The 15,096-nt window shown below is 72.8% G+C and carries 15 protein-coding genes; 8 read left to right on the top strand and 7 right to left on the bottom strand.

Features of this window, described 5'->3' with window-relative positions:
- Positions 1-8: 8 nt before the first annotated feature.
- The gene (locus OHB41_RS06220) at positions 9-788 is read right to left on the bottom strand and encodes a DeoR/GlpR family DNA-binding transcription regulator (protein ID WP_266696937.1); all 780 of its coding nucleotides are present in this window, start codon (positions 786-788) and stop codon (positions 9-11) included.
- 141 nt (positions 789-929) lie between these two features.
- Here OHB41_RS06220 and OHB41_RS06215 point away from each other — a divergent pair, with 141 nt between their 5' ends.
- Together OHB41_RS06215 and OHB41_RS06210 are read left to right on the top strand one after the other, a co-directional pair.
- Entirely contained in the window at positions 930-1,820 is an 891-nt protein-coding gene (locus tag OHB41_RS06215; protein WP_266696936.1) for an SIS domain-containing protein, read from the top strand.
- A 33-nt stretch (positions 1,821-1,853) separates the two neighbouring features.
- The gene (locus OHB41_RS06210; RefSeq protein WP_266696935.1) at positions 1,854-2,723 is read left to right on the top strand and encodes a class II fructose-bisphosphate aldolase; all 870 of its coding nucleotides are present in this window, start codon (positions 1,854-1,856) and stop codon (positions 2,721-2,723) included.
- An 82-nt stretch (positions 2,724-2,805) separates the two neighbouring features.
- Here OHB41_RS06210 and OHB41_RS06205 read toward each other — a convergent pair whose 3' ends face one another.
- Positions 2,806-3,954, bottom strand: a complete 1,149-nt coding sequence (locus OHB41_RS06205; protein ID WP_266696934.1) for a methyltransferase — start codon at positions 3,952-3,954, stop codon at positions 2,806-2,808.
- 241 nt (positions 3,955-4,195) lie between these two features.
- Here OHB41_RS06205 and OHB41_RS06200 point away from each other — a divergent pair, with 241 nt between their 5' ends.
- Both OHB41_RS06200 and OHB41_RS06195 read left to right on the top strand, forming a co-directional pair.
- Complete coding sequence (locus OHB41_RS06200; protein ID WP_266696933.1) at positions 4,196-4,900, top strand: alpha-ketoglutarate-dependent dioxygenase AlkB family protein; 705 nt, start codon at positions 4,196-4,198, stop codon at positions 4,898-4,900.
- Between the two features lie 58 nt (positions 4,901-4,958).
- Entirely contained in the window at positions 4,959-6,200 is a 1,242-nt protein-coding gene (locus tag OHB41_RS06195; protein ID WP_266696932.1) for an ROK family protein, read from the top strand.
- 116 nt (positions 6,201-6,316) lie between these two features.
- On the opposite strand, the gene OHB41_RS06190 is transcribed toward OHB41_RS06195, so the two are convergent.
- The 3 genes from OHB41_RS06190 to OHB41_RS06180 all read right to left on the bottom strand — a co-directional run bounded on the left by OHB41_RS06190 (position 6,317) and on the right by OHB41_RS06180 (position 8,536).
- On the bottom strand, positions 6,317-7,258 hold the full coding sequence (locus OHB41_RS06190; protein WP_266696931.1) for a phosphotriesterase family protein: 942 nt from the start codon (positions 7,256-7,258) through the stop codon (positions 6,317-6,319).
- Positions 7,255-7,839, bottom strand: coding sequence for a DUF4865 family protein (locus tag OHB41_RS06185; RefSeq protein WP_266696930.1), 585 nt, complete (start codon positions 7,837-7,839; stop codon positions 7,255-7,257). The genes OHB41_RS06190 and OHB41_RS06185 overlap by 4 nt, the downstream gene beginning before the upstream one ends.
- Positions 7,840-7,966: 127 nt before the next feature.
- Positions 7,967-8,536 (bottom strand): TetR/AcrR family transcriptional regulator, encoded by a 570-nt coding sequence (locus OHB41_RS06180; protein ID WP_266696929.1) that lies wholly within the window; start codon positions 8,534-8,536, stop codon positions 7,967-7,969.
- Between the two features lie 223 nt (positions 8,537-8,759).
- On the opposite strand from OHB41_RS06180, the gene OHB41_RS06175 reads away from it, so the two are divergent.
- The 3 genes from OHB41_RS06175 to OHB41_RS06165 are packed head-to-tail and all read left to right on the top strand — an operon-like array spanning position 8,760 to position 12,381.
- Positions 8,760-9,068 carry an SHOCT domain-containing protein gene (locus OHB41_RS06175; RefSeq protein ID WP_266696928.1) on the top strand — a complete coding sequence of 103 codons (309 nt, stop codon included), beginning with the start codon at positions 8,760-8,762 and terminating at the stop codon, positions 9,066-9,068.
- On the top strand, positions 9,065-9,823 hold the full coding sequence (locus OHB41_RS06170) for an ABC transporter ATP-binding protein (RefSeq protein ID WP_266696927.1): 759 nt from the start codon (positions 9,065-9,067) through the stop codon (positions 9,821-9,823). Before OHB41_RS06175 ends, OHB41_RS06170 begins: the two co-directional genes overlap by 4 nt.
- Positions 9,820-12,381, top strand: a complete 2,562-nt coding sequence (locus tag OHB41_RS06165) for an ABC transporter permease (protein WP_266696926.1) — start codon at positions 9,820-9,822, stop codon at positions 12,379-12,381. The genes OHB41_RS06170 and OHB41_RS06165 overlap by 4 nt, the downstream gene beginning before the upstream one ends.
- Positions 12,382-12,446: 65 nt before the next feature.
- Here the strand turns inward: OHB41_RS06165 and OHB41_RS06160 are convergent, their stop codons facing one another.
- Both OHB41_RS06160 and OHB41_RS06155 read right to left on the bottom strand, forming a co-directional pair.
- Complete coding sequence (locus OHB41_RS06160) at positions 12,447-12,971, bottom strand: ATP-binding protein (RefSeq protein ID WP_266696925.1); 525 nt, start codon at positions 12,969-12,971, stop codon at positions 12,447-12,449.
- Between the two features lie 262 nt (positions 12,972-13,233).
- On the bottom strand, positions 13,234-13,557 hold the full coding sequence (locus OHB41_RS06155) for a hypothetical protein (RefSeq protein ID WP_168526651.1): 324 nt from the start codon (positions 13,555-13,557) through the stop codon (positions 13,234-13,236).
- A 364-nt stretch (positions 13,558-13,921) separates the two neighbouring features.
- On the opposite strand from OHB41_RS06155, the gene OHB41_RS06150 reads away from it, so the two are divergent.
- Positions 13,922-15,046, top strand: a complete 1,125-nt coding sequence (locus OHB41_RS06150) for a PLP-dependent cysteine synthase family protein (RefSeq protein WP_323138356.1) — start codon at positions 13,922-13,924, stop codon at positions 15,044-15,046.
- The last annotated feature ends 50 nt before the right edge of the window (positions 15,047-15,096 follow it).

Here is a 15,096-nt window from a genome sequence, read left to right as displayed (position 1 = left end):
CGGGATCGTCAGACGGTGAGGACCCGCACCCCCGCTTCCTCGAACCGGCGCACGGTCTCCTGGTCGACCGCCGTGTCCGTGACCAGCGTGTCCACCAGGTCGGTCGGGCAGATCCGGGCGAAGGCGCGCTGCCCCAGCTTGCTTGAGTCGGCCGCGACGATCACCCGCTCCGCGCGCTCGCACAGCAGCCGGTTGACGGCGGCCTCGGCCTCGTCGTGGGCGGCCGCCCCGTGGACGGCGTCGAAGGCGACCACGCCGAGGACGGCGACATCCATGGTGATCTGACCGAGCACGCCGTTCGCGAGGGGGCCGACCAGCTCGTACGACTGCGGACGGGCCACCCCGCCCGTCGTCACGATCTTGAACTGAGGACGCACGGCCAGCTCGTTGGCGATGTTGAGCGCGTTCGTCACGACGGTCAGGGCGGGCGACCCGGAGGTGAGATCGGGACGTACGGCCAGTGCGCGGGCCACCTCGGTGGTGGTCGTGCCCCCGGTCAGGCCGACCGCCTCACCGGGGGCGACGAGGTCGGCCACCGCCTTCGCGATGCGCTGCTTCTCCGAGGCCCGGCGGGCGGTCTTGTAGCGCAGCGGCAGTTCGTACGACACCCCGTGCACGACCGCGCCGCCCCGGGTGCGGACGAGCATCTGCTGTTCGGCGAGCTGGTCGAAGTCGCGCCGGATCGTCGCCGCTGACACGTCCAGCTCCACCGCCGCCTGCTCGACCTCCAGCCGGCCCCGCTCCACGAGCAGTTCCAGCAGCGCCTTCCAGCGGGCGTCGCGCGACATCCGCACTCTCCGTTCCTCGATCCTCCGCGACCCTAGCGCACCGCATTTCTGACATCGAATGCTTGATTGTGCTTGAAAACTCGCTATATCTTGCACGAACGAGCATCAGCGCCCGAAGCGGGCCCCGGGGAGGGACAGGACATGACCCATGTCGAGAACGAGCTGAACAGTCAGCCCGAGTGCTGGATCCGTGCCGCCGAACTGGCCGCGACGCACGGCGACGCGCTGCCCGCGGCGGGCGAGCGGGTCGCGATCGTGGGGTGCGGGACCTCCCTCTTCATGGCGCAGTCCGCCGCCGCGCTGCGCGAGGGCTCGGGGCAGGGGGAGACGGACGCCTTCGCCGCGTCCGAGTTCCCGCACACCCGCACGTACGACCGGGTGGTCGCCCTGACCCGGTCCGGCACCACGACCGAGGTGCTCGAACTCCTCGGGCGGCTGCGCGGACGGACCCGTACGACCGCCGTCACCGCCGACCCCCGGACCCCCGTCATGGACTCGGCGGACGACGTCGTCGTGCTCGACTTCGCGGACGAGCGCTCCGTCGTGCAGACCCGGTTCGCGACCAGCGCTCTCACCCTGCTCCGCGCCCACCTCGGACGGCACACCGACGCCGCCGTCGCCGACGCGCGCACCGCGCTGGAGACCCCGCTGCCCGAAGGGCTCGTCGACTGCGGGCAGTTCACCTTCCTGGGCCGCGGCTGGACGGTCGGACTGGCGAACGAGGCCGGTCTGAAGATGCGCGAGGCCTCGCTCGCCTGGACCGAGGCCTACCCGGCGATGGAGTACCGGCACGGGCCCATCAGCATCACCACCCGCGGCACCGCCACCTGGATGCTGGGCGAGGCGCCCGAAGGGCTGGCCGAGCAGGTGCGGGCCACCGGCGGGCAGTGGGTGGCCGGCGGACTCGACCCGCTCGCCGAACTCGTCCGTGCCCAGCGGCTGGCGGTCGCCCTGGCCGCGGCCCGCGGGCTCGACCCCGACCGACCGCGCCACCTCACCCGCTCGGTCGTCCTCGACGCCCCGGCCCACTGAGCCCACTCAACCGCGTCTCGAGAAGGAGGAGTTGTGCCACTCGCAGCCACCGGTGACCTGGTCGCCGCCGCGGTCGGGGCGCGGACCGCCGTCGCCGCGTTCAACGTCATCACCCTGGAGCACGTCGAGGCCGTCATCGCGGGCGCCGAGGCCGCGCACGCCCCGGTCGTCCTCCAGGTCAGCGAGAACGCGGTGAAGTTCCGCTACGGACGGCTGCTGCCGCTGGCCCGCGCCGCCGCCGCGGCGGCCGAACGCGCCTCGGTGCCCGTGGCGTTGCACCTGGACCACGTCCAGAGCGACGACCTGCTCCGGCAGGCGCCCAGCGCCGGATTCAGTTCCGTGATGTACGACGCCGCGCGGCTCCCGTACGAGGAGAACCTGGAGGCCACCCGGACGGCCGCCGACTGGGCGCGCGCCCGAGGGATATGGATCGAGGCCGAGTTGGGCCAGGTGGGCGGAAAGAACGGTGAGCCGGCGCTCGACGCCCACGCTCCCGGCGCGCGCACCGACCCCGCCGAGGCCCGCGCCTTCGTCACCGACTCCGGCGTGGACGCGCTGGCCGTCGCGATCGGCAGCTCGCACGCGATGACCACACGCACCGCGACCCTCGACCACGACCGGCTCGAACGGCTGGCCGCGGCACTCGACGTGCCGCTCGTCCTGCACGGCTCCTCCGGAGTACCGGACGACGAACTCACGGCCGCCGTCGCTGGCGGCATCGCCAAGGTCAACATCGGAACGGCCCTGAACATCGCCATGACCGGCGCCATCCGCGCGTACCTCGCGGACCGCCCCGAGGCGGTCGACTCCCGCACGTACCTCAGTGTGGGGCGGGAATCGATGGCACGGGCGGTGACGCGTCTCATCGGGGTCGTCGGCGCACCTCCACAGCGAAACGGATGACCAGGCGGCGCGCGGCGGCGCCGGTCGCCGTCCGCCGCGTGCCGTCACGAACGCGGAGCGGCGTCCCGCGCGCTGCGCGAAGCTACTTCCGCACGGCCCGCAGCACCACGAACTTCGCGTCGCTGGCCACGAGTTCACTGTTGCCGAACAGTCGGCGCAGCTTCAGGTGATAACCGAGGTGACGATTCCCGATCACCCACAGCTCGCCCCCCGGCCGCAGCGCGCGGCGCGCCTCCGCGAACATCCGCCAGGCCGTGGCGTCCGTCGTCGCCTGGTGCGAGTGGAACGGCGGGTTGTTCACGACGAGGTCCACGCTCTCCGCCGGGATCCCGGTCAGCCCGTCGCCGACCCGGAACTCCGCGCCGTCGCCGTCCCCGGCGTTCGCCCGGTACGTCTCCCGCGCCGAGGCGACGGCCTGGTACGACTCGTCCACGAACAGCACCTCGGCCTCCGGATTGGCCAGCGCGATCGCCGTACCGACGACCCCGTTGCCGCAGCCCAGGTCCACGACACGCTCGGCGCCGCGGCTGCGCGGCAGGTGCTGGAGGAGGAACCGGGTGCCGATGTCGAGACGGTCGGCACAGAACACACCGGCGTGGTTGGTGACGGTGCGGCCGGAGACCGGGCCGACGCCGTCGGGCAGCTGGTAGCGGTACGGCCACGGGTTGGGTTCCCGCGCCAGTCCCTGGAACGGGGTGCAGAAGATCAGCCGGGCCTTCTTCTCGGCCAGCGAGGTGCGGGTCGGGCCGAGGACGCGCTCGAAGAGGCGCAGCGTCGAGGTGTGGATCTCCTTGACCATGCCCGTGCCGACGACGACGGTCCCCTCGTGCACGCCGGGCGCCAGCCGGTGCAGCTGGTCCTCCAGCAGGGCGAGGCTCTTCGGCACCCGGACGAGGAGCACGTCTACGCGGTCCGGCGGCGCGTCCTGGGTGGTGAGGAGGCGTACGGCGTCCGCGGCGACTCCGTTGCGGGCCAGGTTCGCCCGGGTCGCCTCCTGGGTGAGGAACGAGTCGGTGATCTGCGTCGGCCGGTGTTCCGACAGCGCCGTGGTGAGCGCGCCCCAGCGGTCGCCGGCCACCACGACCGTCCCGGACAGCACGGTGCCGCTCTCCGCGAGGTGCCGCAGCAGATACGTGTCGGCGGCGTCCCAGGCGCGCATCTGGTCGCGGGGGTCCTCCGGGAATCGGGTCAGCGCGTACTCGGCCCAGGGTGTCGTCATACGGTCGCTCATCGTGGGTCCAGGCTAGCCGAGCACGGCCCCGCCCCCGGCCGGGGAGCGTCACCGGCCGCCGGAGACCGTGCAGGGAGACCGGGGAGACCGGGGAGACGGGGGAGACGGGGGAGACGGGGGAGACGGGGGAGACGGGGGAGACGGGGGGAGACGGGGGAGACGGGGGAGACGGGGGAGACGGGGGAGGCAGAGGAGATGGGGGATACGGGGGAGTCCCGGACGATGGGTGATGATGGGTTCCATGGACGGCGAGCTGTTTCCCCGTACCCGGAGGGAGGTCGGGCCGGGCGCGGTGCACCTGCCCGACTGGCTCGACGCCGGCCTCCGGCGGGAGCTGCTGGAGGCCTGCCGGGCCTGGGCCCGCCCACCGGCGGGACTGCGCACGGTCCACACCCCCGGCGGCGGCACGATGACCTCGCGGCAGGTGTGCCTCGGCTGGCACTGGTACCCGTACCGGTACGCGCGCACGGTCGTTGACGGCGACGGCGCCCCCGTGAAGCCCTTCCCGGCCTGGCTGGACGAACTGGGGCGGCGCGCGGCGACGGACGCGCTCGGCCCCGACGCGGTGTCGGCGGCGTACGACATCGCGCTGATCAACTTCTACGACGCGGACGCCCGCATGGGCATGCACCGCGACGGCGACGAGCGGTCGGACGCGCCGGTCGTGTCGCTGAGCCTCGGCGACACCTGCGTCTTCCGTTTCGGGAACGCCGAGACGCGGACCAGGCCCTACACGGACGTGGAACTGCGCAGCGGGGACCTGTTCGTGTTCGGCGGGGCGTCCCGGCTCGCCTACCACGGGGTGCCCCGGGTGTACGCGGGCACGGCGCCGCCCGAAGTCGGGCTGAACGGGCGCCTGAACATCACCCTGCGGGTGAGTGGCCTCCCGGCCGGGCCGGGCACCGCGGGTGACACAACGGTGAGCGGAACGTCACGCCGGCGGTGAGGGCTTCCGGACGGCCGGGCGGGTCACCGTTCGAGCGGATCATGGGAGACTCGCCCTCATGAACGGCAAGGCGGGCCCCCGGGTGGCGGGGGAAGGGAACACGCGGACGCGGCTTGACCGGGGGCGCGGTGCGCTCGGTCCGGCGCTCGAGCTCGTGCACACCGGACGAGCGCCGACGCGTGCCGTGCTCACCGCCGAGCTGGGGGTGACCCGGGCGACCGCGGGCGCGGTGGCCGCGGAGCTGGAGGCGCTGGGGCTGATCCGGGTGGACGCGCGTCCCGGGGCGGCGGCCGGTTCGCAGGGGCGGCCCTCGCACCGTCTCGAAGTCGCCGAGGACGGGCCGGTCGCGCTCGCCGCGCAGGTGCACGCCGACGGTTTCCGGGCCGCGCTGGTCGGTCTCGGCGGCCGGATCGTCGCCACCGCGCCCGGCTGCGAGACCGTCGACGCCGATCCGGCGAAGGTGCTCGGCTCCGTCGTCGAGGCGGGCGCCGAACTGCTCCGCGTGACCGGACGGCGCTGCGTGGGCGCCGGACTTGCCGTGCCGTCCGCCGTCGCCGAACCGGACGGACTCGCCCTCAACCCGTTGCACCTGGCCTGGCCCGCTGGTGCCCCGGTGCGTCAGATCTTCGCCGAGCGGGTGCGCGCGGCGGGCATCCAGGGGCCGGCCTTCGCGGCCAACGACGTCAACCTCGCCGCCCTCGCCGAACACCGGCACGGAGCGGGCCGCGGCTCACGCGACCTGCTCTGCGTCGCCACCGGGCACCGGGGCGTCGGCGGCGCGCTGGTGCTCGACGGCCGCCTGCACACCGGCAGTTCGGGCCTCGCCCTCGAAGTCGGCCACCTCACCGTCAACCCCGAGGGCCGCCCCTGCCACTGCGGCAGCCGCGGCTGCCTGGACGTCGAGGCCGACCCCCTGGCGTTCCTCACGGCGGCGGGTCGCGACCCGGGCCCCGAGGTGTCCCTGCTCGAGGAGTCCAACGAACTCATCCGCAACCACTACACCGACCCGTCCGTACGCACGGCCACCGAGGCCCTGATCGACCGGCTGGGCCTCGGACTCGCGGGACTGGTCAACATCCTCAATCCCGACCGGATCATCCTCGGCGGCCTGCACCGGACCCTCCTCGACGCCGACCCGGGCCGACTGCGCGCCGTCGTCGCCGACCGCAGCCTGTGGGGGCAGAGCGGCGGCGTCCCGATCCTCGCCTGCACGCTGGACCACAACAGCCTGGTCGGAGCGGCCGAGTTGGCGTGGCAGCCGGTGCTGGACGATCCGCCGGCGGCGCTGGCTCACGCCTGAGACGACCCGAGACGAGGCCGGCCCACTCCTGAGAAGCCCCGCGGCGTCGCCGGCTCACGCCCGCCCCGATCCGCCGCGGCGCCCGGGCACGCAGGTGAGCCCGACGACGGCGCCGATCACCTCTCGACCGGCCCGACGGCGGGGAAGGGCCGACGCCACTCCACGGCGAACGCGCGCCCGGGGTTCTCGGTGAGAATGCGCCCCACCAGCTCCGCACCCAGGGCGAGTTCGAGTCTCGGCCGGATCCGGCGCAGCAGATACGGCAGTCCCGGACCGCCGTCGACCGAGCGCGCCGCCGCGGTGGTCGTGTCGCCTCCCAGCAGCAGGCGGTGGCCGAAACCCGCGTCGGCGAGCGCGCGCAGGGCGTCGGGCATGCGCCAGTCGGTGGCGTGGTTGGCCCGGGAGGGGCCGTCGAAGGCCAGGTACGCGCCGGCCTCGGCGGCCTGGCGGTGCACCACGAAGTCCGGCGAACGGTTCAGGTGGCCCAGGATCACCCGGTGCGGCGGAACGCCCAACTCACCGCACAGCAGGTCGAGTACGTCGAGGCCGGCCGTGCCCAGCTCCAGGTGTACGGCGATCGGTGCCCCCGTGGCCCGGTGGGCCTCGGCCGCCGCGGTCATCGTCCAGCGGGCGTGCGCGTCCAGGCCGTGGAAGCCGCCCGCGACCTTGATGATCCCGGCCCGGACCCCGGAGGCGCCGATGCCCTCCGTCAGCTCGGTCACGAACACCTCGGCCAGCCTGCCGCGCAGTTCGGCCGGCAACTCCGGTGCGTAGTGGGCGGCTTGGTGCAGTCCCGTCGCGGCGACCACGTGGACGCCGGTGTCACGGGAGAGCAGCGGCAGGTCGGCGGCGCGCCGGCCCAGCCCGTACGGCGTCCACTGCACCACGCTGCGGCCTCCCCACTCGCGGAACGAGGCCAGCTCGGCCCGTGCGGCGGACGCGTCGCGCAGTTCCTGACCGGGGAGCAGGGGACTGCCGAAGAAGAGGTGGTCGTGGGCGTCGCAGACACCGAGTTCCCCGGGCGGCACGTCACCGAGGACCGTACGGACCGTGTTCACCACTGGTGTCCCCGGGGCAGCCGGTCGCGCTCGGATGCCGACACGTGCAGCACCTGGAACACCTCGCCCGTCGCCTTGGGCGCGTCGTGGTCCCAGAGCGAGAAGTGCACCACCTCCCAGTGGCGCGGGTCGACGGCGGCGGCCGCGCACACCGCCCCGTCGAGAACGGCCAGCCGTCCGGCCCCGGCCGCCGCGTCCGCCATCACCTCGGACAGCTCCACCCCCTCCGGCACGGGCCGCCGGCTCCGCACCGCGACCCGAGCCGGGGCACCGGCGGCGGCGCCCTCCTCGTACGCCAGGCCCGTCCAATGCTGCACCACCGGCCTCCCGAAGTCGTCGACGAGCCCCTGGAAGGCGCCGCCCCAGAGGAAGGAGTTCATGCCCTCGACGGTGTTCCACAGGTAGAACGGCGCGTACTGGTTGACCGGCGACCCGTGTACCCCGCGCTCGCGCATCAGATACGTCTTGAAGCCCAGTCCTTCCCAGCCGTCGAGCAGATGCCCGATCCGGGAGACGCGGGCGCGGATGATCCCCATGTCGTAGTCGGCGGGGAAGGTGAGCTCGTACTGCATGGCATGCATCTGGCGCCTCCGGAAGGGCTCATCGGGCTCATCGGGGATTGCGGGTTCTGCGCGGGCCATGTGTCCGTGGGCCTGGGAAGGCATCGCCGTGCGTGAGGTCCACGGTGTGCGTCCCGGTCCGGGTGGTTCACCGGCCGGAGGAGCCGGGGGCCAGCAGGGCGAGCAGTCCGCGGACGCCCGAGTCGAAGGCCGCGGGTGAACCGGACGCGCGCGCCAGCACGTATCCGCCCTGAACGGTCGCGAGGATCGTCGCGGCGATCTCCTCGCCGTCCAGCGAGGGCGCGAACTGCCCCTGCTCCTTGCCCTCTTCGACGATGCCTGCCAGACACTCGCGCAGCCGGTCGAGGGTCTCGTCGACGGGAGCGCGCAGCTCGTCGCTGGCGATCACGTCCGGGTCCATCGTCAGCCGTCCGATCGGACAGCCGCGCAGGACGTCGCGCTCGCGGCGCAGATACGCCTCGATGCGCTCGTACGGTGAGCCCTGTGCGCCGAGCACCTCCTCGGCGCCCGCCCACAACTCCTCGGCGGTGCGGCGGATCGCGGCCAGGGCGAGGTCGGGCTTGCCGGTGAAGTGGTGGTACATGCTGCCCTGTCCGGCGCCCGCGTGGTGCTGGATCGCCTTCGGGCTGGTGCCCACGTAACCCCGCTCCCACAACAGTTCGCGTGTCGCCTCGATCAGCCGCTCCTGAGCGCCCATGACGTCACTGTACCTACCAGTAGGTACAGAAGTACATACCGGTAGGTACAGGGTCTGGTCGCGCGAGCGGGAAGCCCTGGCCCGGAACGGGGGAAGCAGCCGGGGCCGCCCCGCGTACTCCCGCGGAGGTACGCGCACTGCCGCTGGCCGTACGACGACCCGGGGGCCCTCCGGGAGGGACTCTCGAGGCAACACAGCAGACCCGATGAGGAGATGACCCGAGATGCAGACCCTGGCGAACTGGGACGGCGGCCCCGGGCCGTGGATCCTCTTCTTCCCGCTGGTCTGGGCGGCCGCCGTGATCGGTGTCGTGACCGTCCTGCGCCGCACGGTCTGGCGCGGTGGCCGCGGACCGTGGCGCGCCCGGGGCGACCTCGGTACGGCCGGGGCCCTACGGGCGACGGGCGACTCGCCGATCGCCGTGCTCGGCCGCCGCTTCGCGTCCGGCGAGATCGACGAGGACGAGTACTGGCGCCGGCTGTCCGTCCTCGACGAGCAGTTCGGACTCACGGGCAAGGGCGGAGCAGCATGACCACGGTGACCGCGACACGTCCGGCCGCGGGCGTCACCGACGCCGTGAAGGTGTACGGCAGCGGGGACACCGCCGTACGGGCCCTCGACGGGGTGAGCGTCGGCTTTCCGGCCGGGCGCTTCACCGCGATCATGGGGCCCTCGGGCTCCGGCAAGTCCACCCTGATGCACTGCGCGGCGGGCCTGGACACGCTCTCCTCGGGCACCGCCTTCGTCGGGGACACCGAATTGAGCACGCTCGACGACCGCCGTCTCACCTTGCTGCGCCGCGATCACGTCGGCTTCGTCTTCCAGGCGTTCAATCTGGTCCCGACGCTCACCGTCGCGGAGAACATCACGCTGCCCCTGGACCTCGCGGGGGCCAAGGGGTCCCCCGACTGGATCGACGCGCTCGTCGACGTCGTGGGCCTGCGCGACCGGCTCCACCACCGCCCCTCCGAACTCTCCGGCGGACAGCAGCAACGTGTCGCCGTGGCACGGGCGTTCGCCGGCCGTCCCGACGTCGTCTTCGCCGATGAACCCACCGGGAACCTGGACTCGCGGGCCGGCGGTGAGGTCCTCGACCTGCTGGGCGCCGCGGTCCGCCGGATGAACCGGACGGTCGTCATGGTCACCCACGACCCGGTGGCCGCGGCCCACGCCGACGAGGTCGTCTTCCTCGCCGACGGCCGCCTCGTGGACCGGATGGAAGCCCCGACCGCCGACAAGGTGCTGGACCGCATGAAGGCCCTCGACACCAAGGGGGCGCCCTCGTGAACGCCTCGCTCCGCCTCAGCGTCGCCTCCCTGCGCGCTCACAAACGGCGCTTCGCCGGTACGTTCGTGGCGGTGTTCCTCGGTGTCGCCTTCCTGACCGGAACGCTGGTCATGGGCGACACCCTGCGGGCCAGTTTCGACACCATGTTCGGCAACGCGGCCAGGGGCACCGACGCGGTCGTCCGCGGCGCCGACACCATCACCACGCCCGGCGAGAGCCAGGGCGTCCGGCGGCCCGTGGACGTCGGCCTGGTGAGGACGATCGAGAAGGCCCCCGGAGTGGCCGCCGCCGTGCCCGACATCGAGGGCGCGGGCCAGCTCGTCGACGCGCACGGCAAGCCCATCGGCGGCCAGGGGCCGCCCACCCTCGCGGGCAACTGGATCGAGGACCCCCGGCTCAACGCGTACCGGATCGCCGAAGGCCGCGCCCCCGCGAAGTCCGGCGAGGTCGTCGTCAACCGGGGTGCCGCGAAGAAGGGCGGCCTGAGGATCGGCGACACGACGACGCTGCGCACCCCCGACCCCGTCCGGGTGACGATCGTGGGCCTCGCGACGTTCGGTGGTGAGGACGGCATGGCGCAGGTGACCTTCACCGGCATGACACAGGCCGACGCCGAGAAGTACCTCACCGCGAAGCCCGGCGAAGCCGCCGGCATCCGGGTGCGGGCGGCCCCCGGAGTCGGCCAGGAGAAGCTCGTCGCCGGACTGACCCCGCTCCTGCCCGCCGGCGTCGAGGCGATCACCGGTCAGGCGTCGGCGCAGGAGAACACCGACATGATCTCCAGCCAGTTCCTGACCGTCTTCACCACCTTCCTGCTCGTCTTCTCCGGTGTCGCCCTGCTCGTCGCGACCTTCTCCATCCACAACACCTTCGCGATCGTCGTCGCCCAACGCACCCGCGAGAACGCCCTGTTGCGAGCCCTCGGCGCCTCCCGCCGCCAGGTGACCGTCTCGACCCTGCTGGAGGCGAGCGTCGTCGCCGTGACCGCCTCGGCAGCCGGCCTCGGGGGCGGCATCGGCATCGCGGCCGGACTTCGGGCGCTCTTCCCCGCCATCGGATTCCCCTTCCCGTCGGGCGATCTGGTGATCAGCGGGCTGTCCCTGCTGCTGCCCCTCGCGGTCGGGGTGGTGGTCTGTCTCGGCTCCGCGCTGCTGCCCGCCGTACGCGCCGGACGCACCGCACCCCTGGCGGCGCTGCGCGAGACGGCCGTCGACCGGTCGGGGGCCTCCCGGGCACGGGCCGCCGTGGGTGCCGCGCTGGCCGTGCTCGCGGTGGGGGCCACCCTGACCGGCGTACTGGCCAGTCCCTCCCTGTGGCTCGCGGGTCTCGGCGCCGTCCTGGCGCTCGCCGCCTTCGTGGTCCTCGGCCCGGTCGCGTCCTCGACGGCCGTGCGCGCCATCGGCGTCCCCCTCGACCGGTTGCGGGGCGTCACGGGTTCACTCGCCCGGCGCAACGCGCTGCGCAGTCCCAAACGGACCGCGGCCACCGCGAGCGCCCTGATGGTCGGCGTCGCCGTCGTCTCGCTCTTCACGGTCTTCGGGGCCTCGTTGAAGGCCACCATGGACCGCACGGTCTCCAGGTCCTTCGCGGGGGACGTGGCCGTGAGCACCCCGTCGTTCGGGGCGGGCGGCAGCGGGCTGAGTCCGAGACTGGCCCCCGCGATCGCGCGGCAGCCCGCAGTGAAGTACGCCGTAGGGCTGGGCCGTGGCGTCGCCGAGGTCGACGGGAAGGGCCGTGCGCTGACCGTCACCGACCCGGCGGCGCTCGGCAGGGTCTTCGATCTCGGCGCCGTGCACGGCTCGCTCGACCACCTGGGCGCCGACGGGATCGCCGTCACCAGGAGCGAGGCCGTCAGGCAGCACCTCACGACCGGTGCCACCGCCCGGCTCGCCTTCACCGACGGCCGGCGGGTGAACTTCACCGTCCGCGCGGTCTACGGACGCTCGGAACTCGCGGGCGACTACGTCATCACCCGCGCCGCCTGGGCTGCGCACCGCACCCAGGACGCCGACACGCTCGTCGCCGTCACCTTCAGGGACGGGGTGAGCACGGCCGACGGCAAGGCCGCCGTGAAGCAGGTGGCCGCCCGGTACGGCGACCCCGAGGTGCAGACCCGCGACGAGTACGCACAGTCGTCGGCCGGGGGCATCGACATGATGCTGACCCTGGTCTACGCGCTGCTCGCGCTCGCGGTGCTCATCGCCCTGCTCGGTATCGCCAACACCCTGACCCTCGCGATCCACGAACGCACCCGTGAACTCGGTCTGTTGCGGGCGGTCGGGCAGACCCGCGCGCAACTGCGGGCCATGGTCCGCTGGGAGTCGGTCCTCGTCGCCGCCTTCGGCACGGCGGGCGGGCTCGCCCTCGGTGCCTTCCTCGGCTGGGTCCTGGTAAAAGCCTCCGACGGCGCGTCGGACAGTACCTTCGCCTTCGCGGTCCCGCCCGCGCGACTCGTCGTGGTGGCCCTGGTGGGCCTCGTGGCGGGAGCCCTGGCGGGCCTGCGTCCGGCGCGACGGGCGGCACGTCTGGACGTGCTGCGAGCCATCGGCACGGAGTGAGCCGTCGGGGGCCGTGCGGCGCCCCGCTCCAGCCCGTGGCGTACGGGGAGAAGGTCACCGCCCGGTCAGCCGGCAACGGCCGACCGGGCGGGAGCGTGTTCGGGCCTGTGCCCGTCGAGCGTGTCGACGGTCTGCCGGAGGGTGGGCTCGCGGATCGTGTCGTACGGCGTGAGGACGGGCGCCGCCACCGCGGGCGAGGGCGCCGGGAGGGTGAACCACACGACCTTGCCCGACTCCCCGTCCGGTCGTACGCCCCAGCTCTCGCTGACGGCGGCGACCATCGCCAGGCCCCGCCCGCCCGTGGCGGTGGGACCGGCGTCCTGCAGCTCGGGCAGGCGCGGGTCGTGGTCGTGCACCGAAACCGTGAGCCGGTCGAGCAGCAGCTCGATCTCCACGGTGCACACCTTGTCCGGCTGGGCGTGCAGGTGAACGTTGGTCAGCAGTTCGGTCACGCCGAGCGCGGCCCGGTCGATCAAGGGGTCCAGATGCCAGTAGCGCAATTGCGCAGAAACGATTCTGCGGACCTGGCCGATCCGCGACGGCAGGGCTTGGAGCTCCACCGTGCAATGCCTGTTCGGCTGGCTGATCACGGCTGCGACTCCCCGAATTGAGGTCCGGAAGAAGGCGGAGATCGGATCCAGCAGAGTGGCTGAGTGGGACAGCCGCCTGCTGTGGTGACCGGCGGCTGGTTCGCAGCGTTATCGCCGGTAAACCCAGAGTGATGTGAGAACAGCGTGACTCAGAGGGTGCCGTCCTGCAACTCGCGGCACGTTCGGCGGACACGGCTCGCGCTCCGGGCCGTCGCGCGGCCGGAGCGAAGGGGCTCCCGTCGCGGCCGTCGAGGCCACCACGTCAGCCGCTGCTCCCCGCCGCCCTGCGGACCGCCTCGATGAACCGGCGCGCCGATGGCGGTCCCGGTTTGCCGGGCGCGGGATCGTGCTCGCCGAGCGTGAGCGAGTAGCGCGTGCCGTTGACGTCCGCCAACGCCCGGTCCTCGGGCGCGAACCAGGGCCTTGAGGCCCGCACCGCCTGTACCGGGGCACTGTCGATCTCGCTGCCGTAGCTCGTGAGCAGCTCCAGCCTGCCGTCGCTGATCCGGACCTGTCCGGCCCGGGTGAGCGAGCGCAGCCTCTTCCCGATCCGCACGCCCGTGGCCGTGAACTCCGGCTCCGCCATGATGCCCCGCCCCCTTGTGCGCCTCGGCTGTGCCCTGTCCCGGATCCCGCGCGGGCGGCGGTCCGGTCTGCGCACCCGCCGCGGGAGTGTCGTCCCCGTGCGGTGCGGTCGGACGCGGGCAGCGTCCCGTGCGGTGCAGTCTGCCCGCAGGCAGCGGCGAGCACCAGTGCGCAGGACGAGGTGACAGCGGGGAAGGGAGCACTCGCACGGGTGCGCCCCCATCGCTTCGGACATCCTGCCCCAGGGGTGCCTTTGAGTCGCTCAAAGACGTGTTTATGCAGGTGAGAAGCGTGCGCAAGGTGTTTATGATCGGGGCGTCCGACCATCTGAACCGGCGTCGGCGCGATGCGTTAGGAGCCCCGCCGTGAGCAGCCCCCAGCAGATCCGGACCGGCGAAACCCTCGACGTCGACCACAGCGACGCGCGGTACCGGACCTGGCTCAAAGAGGCCGTCCGCAAGGTGCACGCCGACGCGAACCGCTCGGCCGACACGCACCTGCTGCGTTTCCCGCTGCCCGAGGCGTGGGGCATCGACCTGTATCTGAAGGACGAGTCGACCCACCCCACCGGGAGTCTCAAGCACCGGCTCGCCCGATCGCTCTTCCTCTACGGCCTGTGCAACGGCTGGATCCGTCCGGGACGTCCCGTGATCGAGGCGTCCAGCGGCTCCACGGCCGTCTCCGAGGCGTACTTCGCGAAGCTCGTCGGAGTCCCCTTCATCGCGGTGATGCCGCGCACGACGAGCGCCGAGAAGTGCCGCCTGATCGAGTTCCACGGCGGCCAGTGCCACTTCGTGGACGACTCCCGCAGGATGTACGAGGAGTCCGCCGCCCTCGCGGTCGAGACCGGTGGCCACTACATGGACCAGTTCACCTACGCGGAACGCGCCACGGACTGGCGCGGGAACAACAACATCGCCGAATCCATCTTCCGGCAACTGGAGTTGGAACGGTTCCCGGAGCCCGCGTGGATCGTCGCCACGGCCGGCACCGGCGGCACCTCGGCGACCCTCGCGCGCTACGTCCACTACATGCAGTACGACACCCGCATCTGCGTCGCCGACCCGGAGAACTCGTGCTTCTTCGAGGGCTGGACCACCGGCGATCCGGACGTCACCTACGACTGCGGCTCGCGTATCGAGGGCATCGGCAGACCCCGGATGGAACCGAGTTTCGTACCCGGCGCCATCGACCGGATGATGAAGGTGCCCGACGCCGCGACCGTGGCGGCCGTGCGGGCCCTGGAGCAGGCCATCGGCCGCAAGGCGGGCGGTTCGACCGGTACCGGACTGTGGAGCGCGCTGAAGATCGTCGCCGAGATGGTGACCGAGGGACGCAACGGCAGCGTCGTGACCCTGCTGTGCGACCCGGGGGACCGGTATCTGGACAAGTACTACTCGGACACGTGGCTGGCCGATCAGGGCCTGGACATCGCGCCCTTCACGGCCGCCATCGCGTCGCTCCTGGAGACGGGCGTCTGGCCCGACTGAACCCGCGTCGCGTACGCGCGCCGGGCGAACCGCCGCGACAGCTGACGTAC

The organism is Streptomyces sp. NBC_01571, from assembly GCF_026339875.1.
GTDB lineage: Bacteria > Actinomycetota > Actinomycetes > Streptomycetales > Streptomycetaceae > Streptomyces.
The sequence above is the reverse complement of the archived record's forward strand: the minus strand, read 5'-3'. Positions and strand labels throughout refer to the sequence as shown.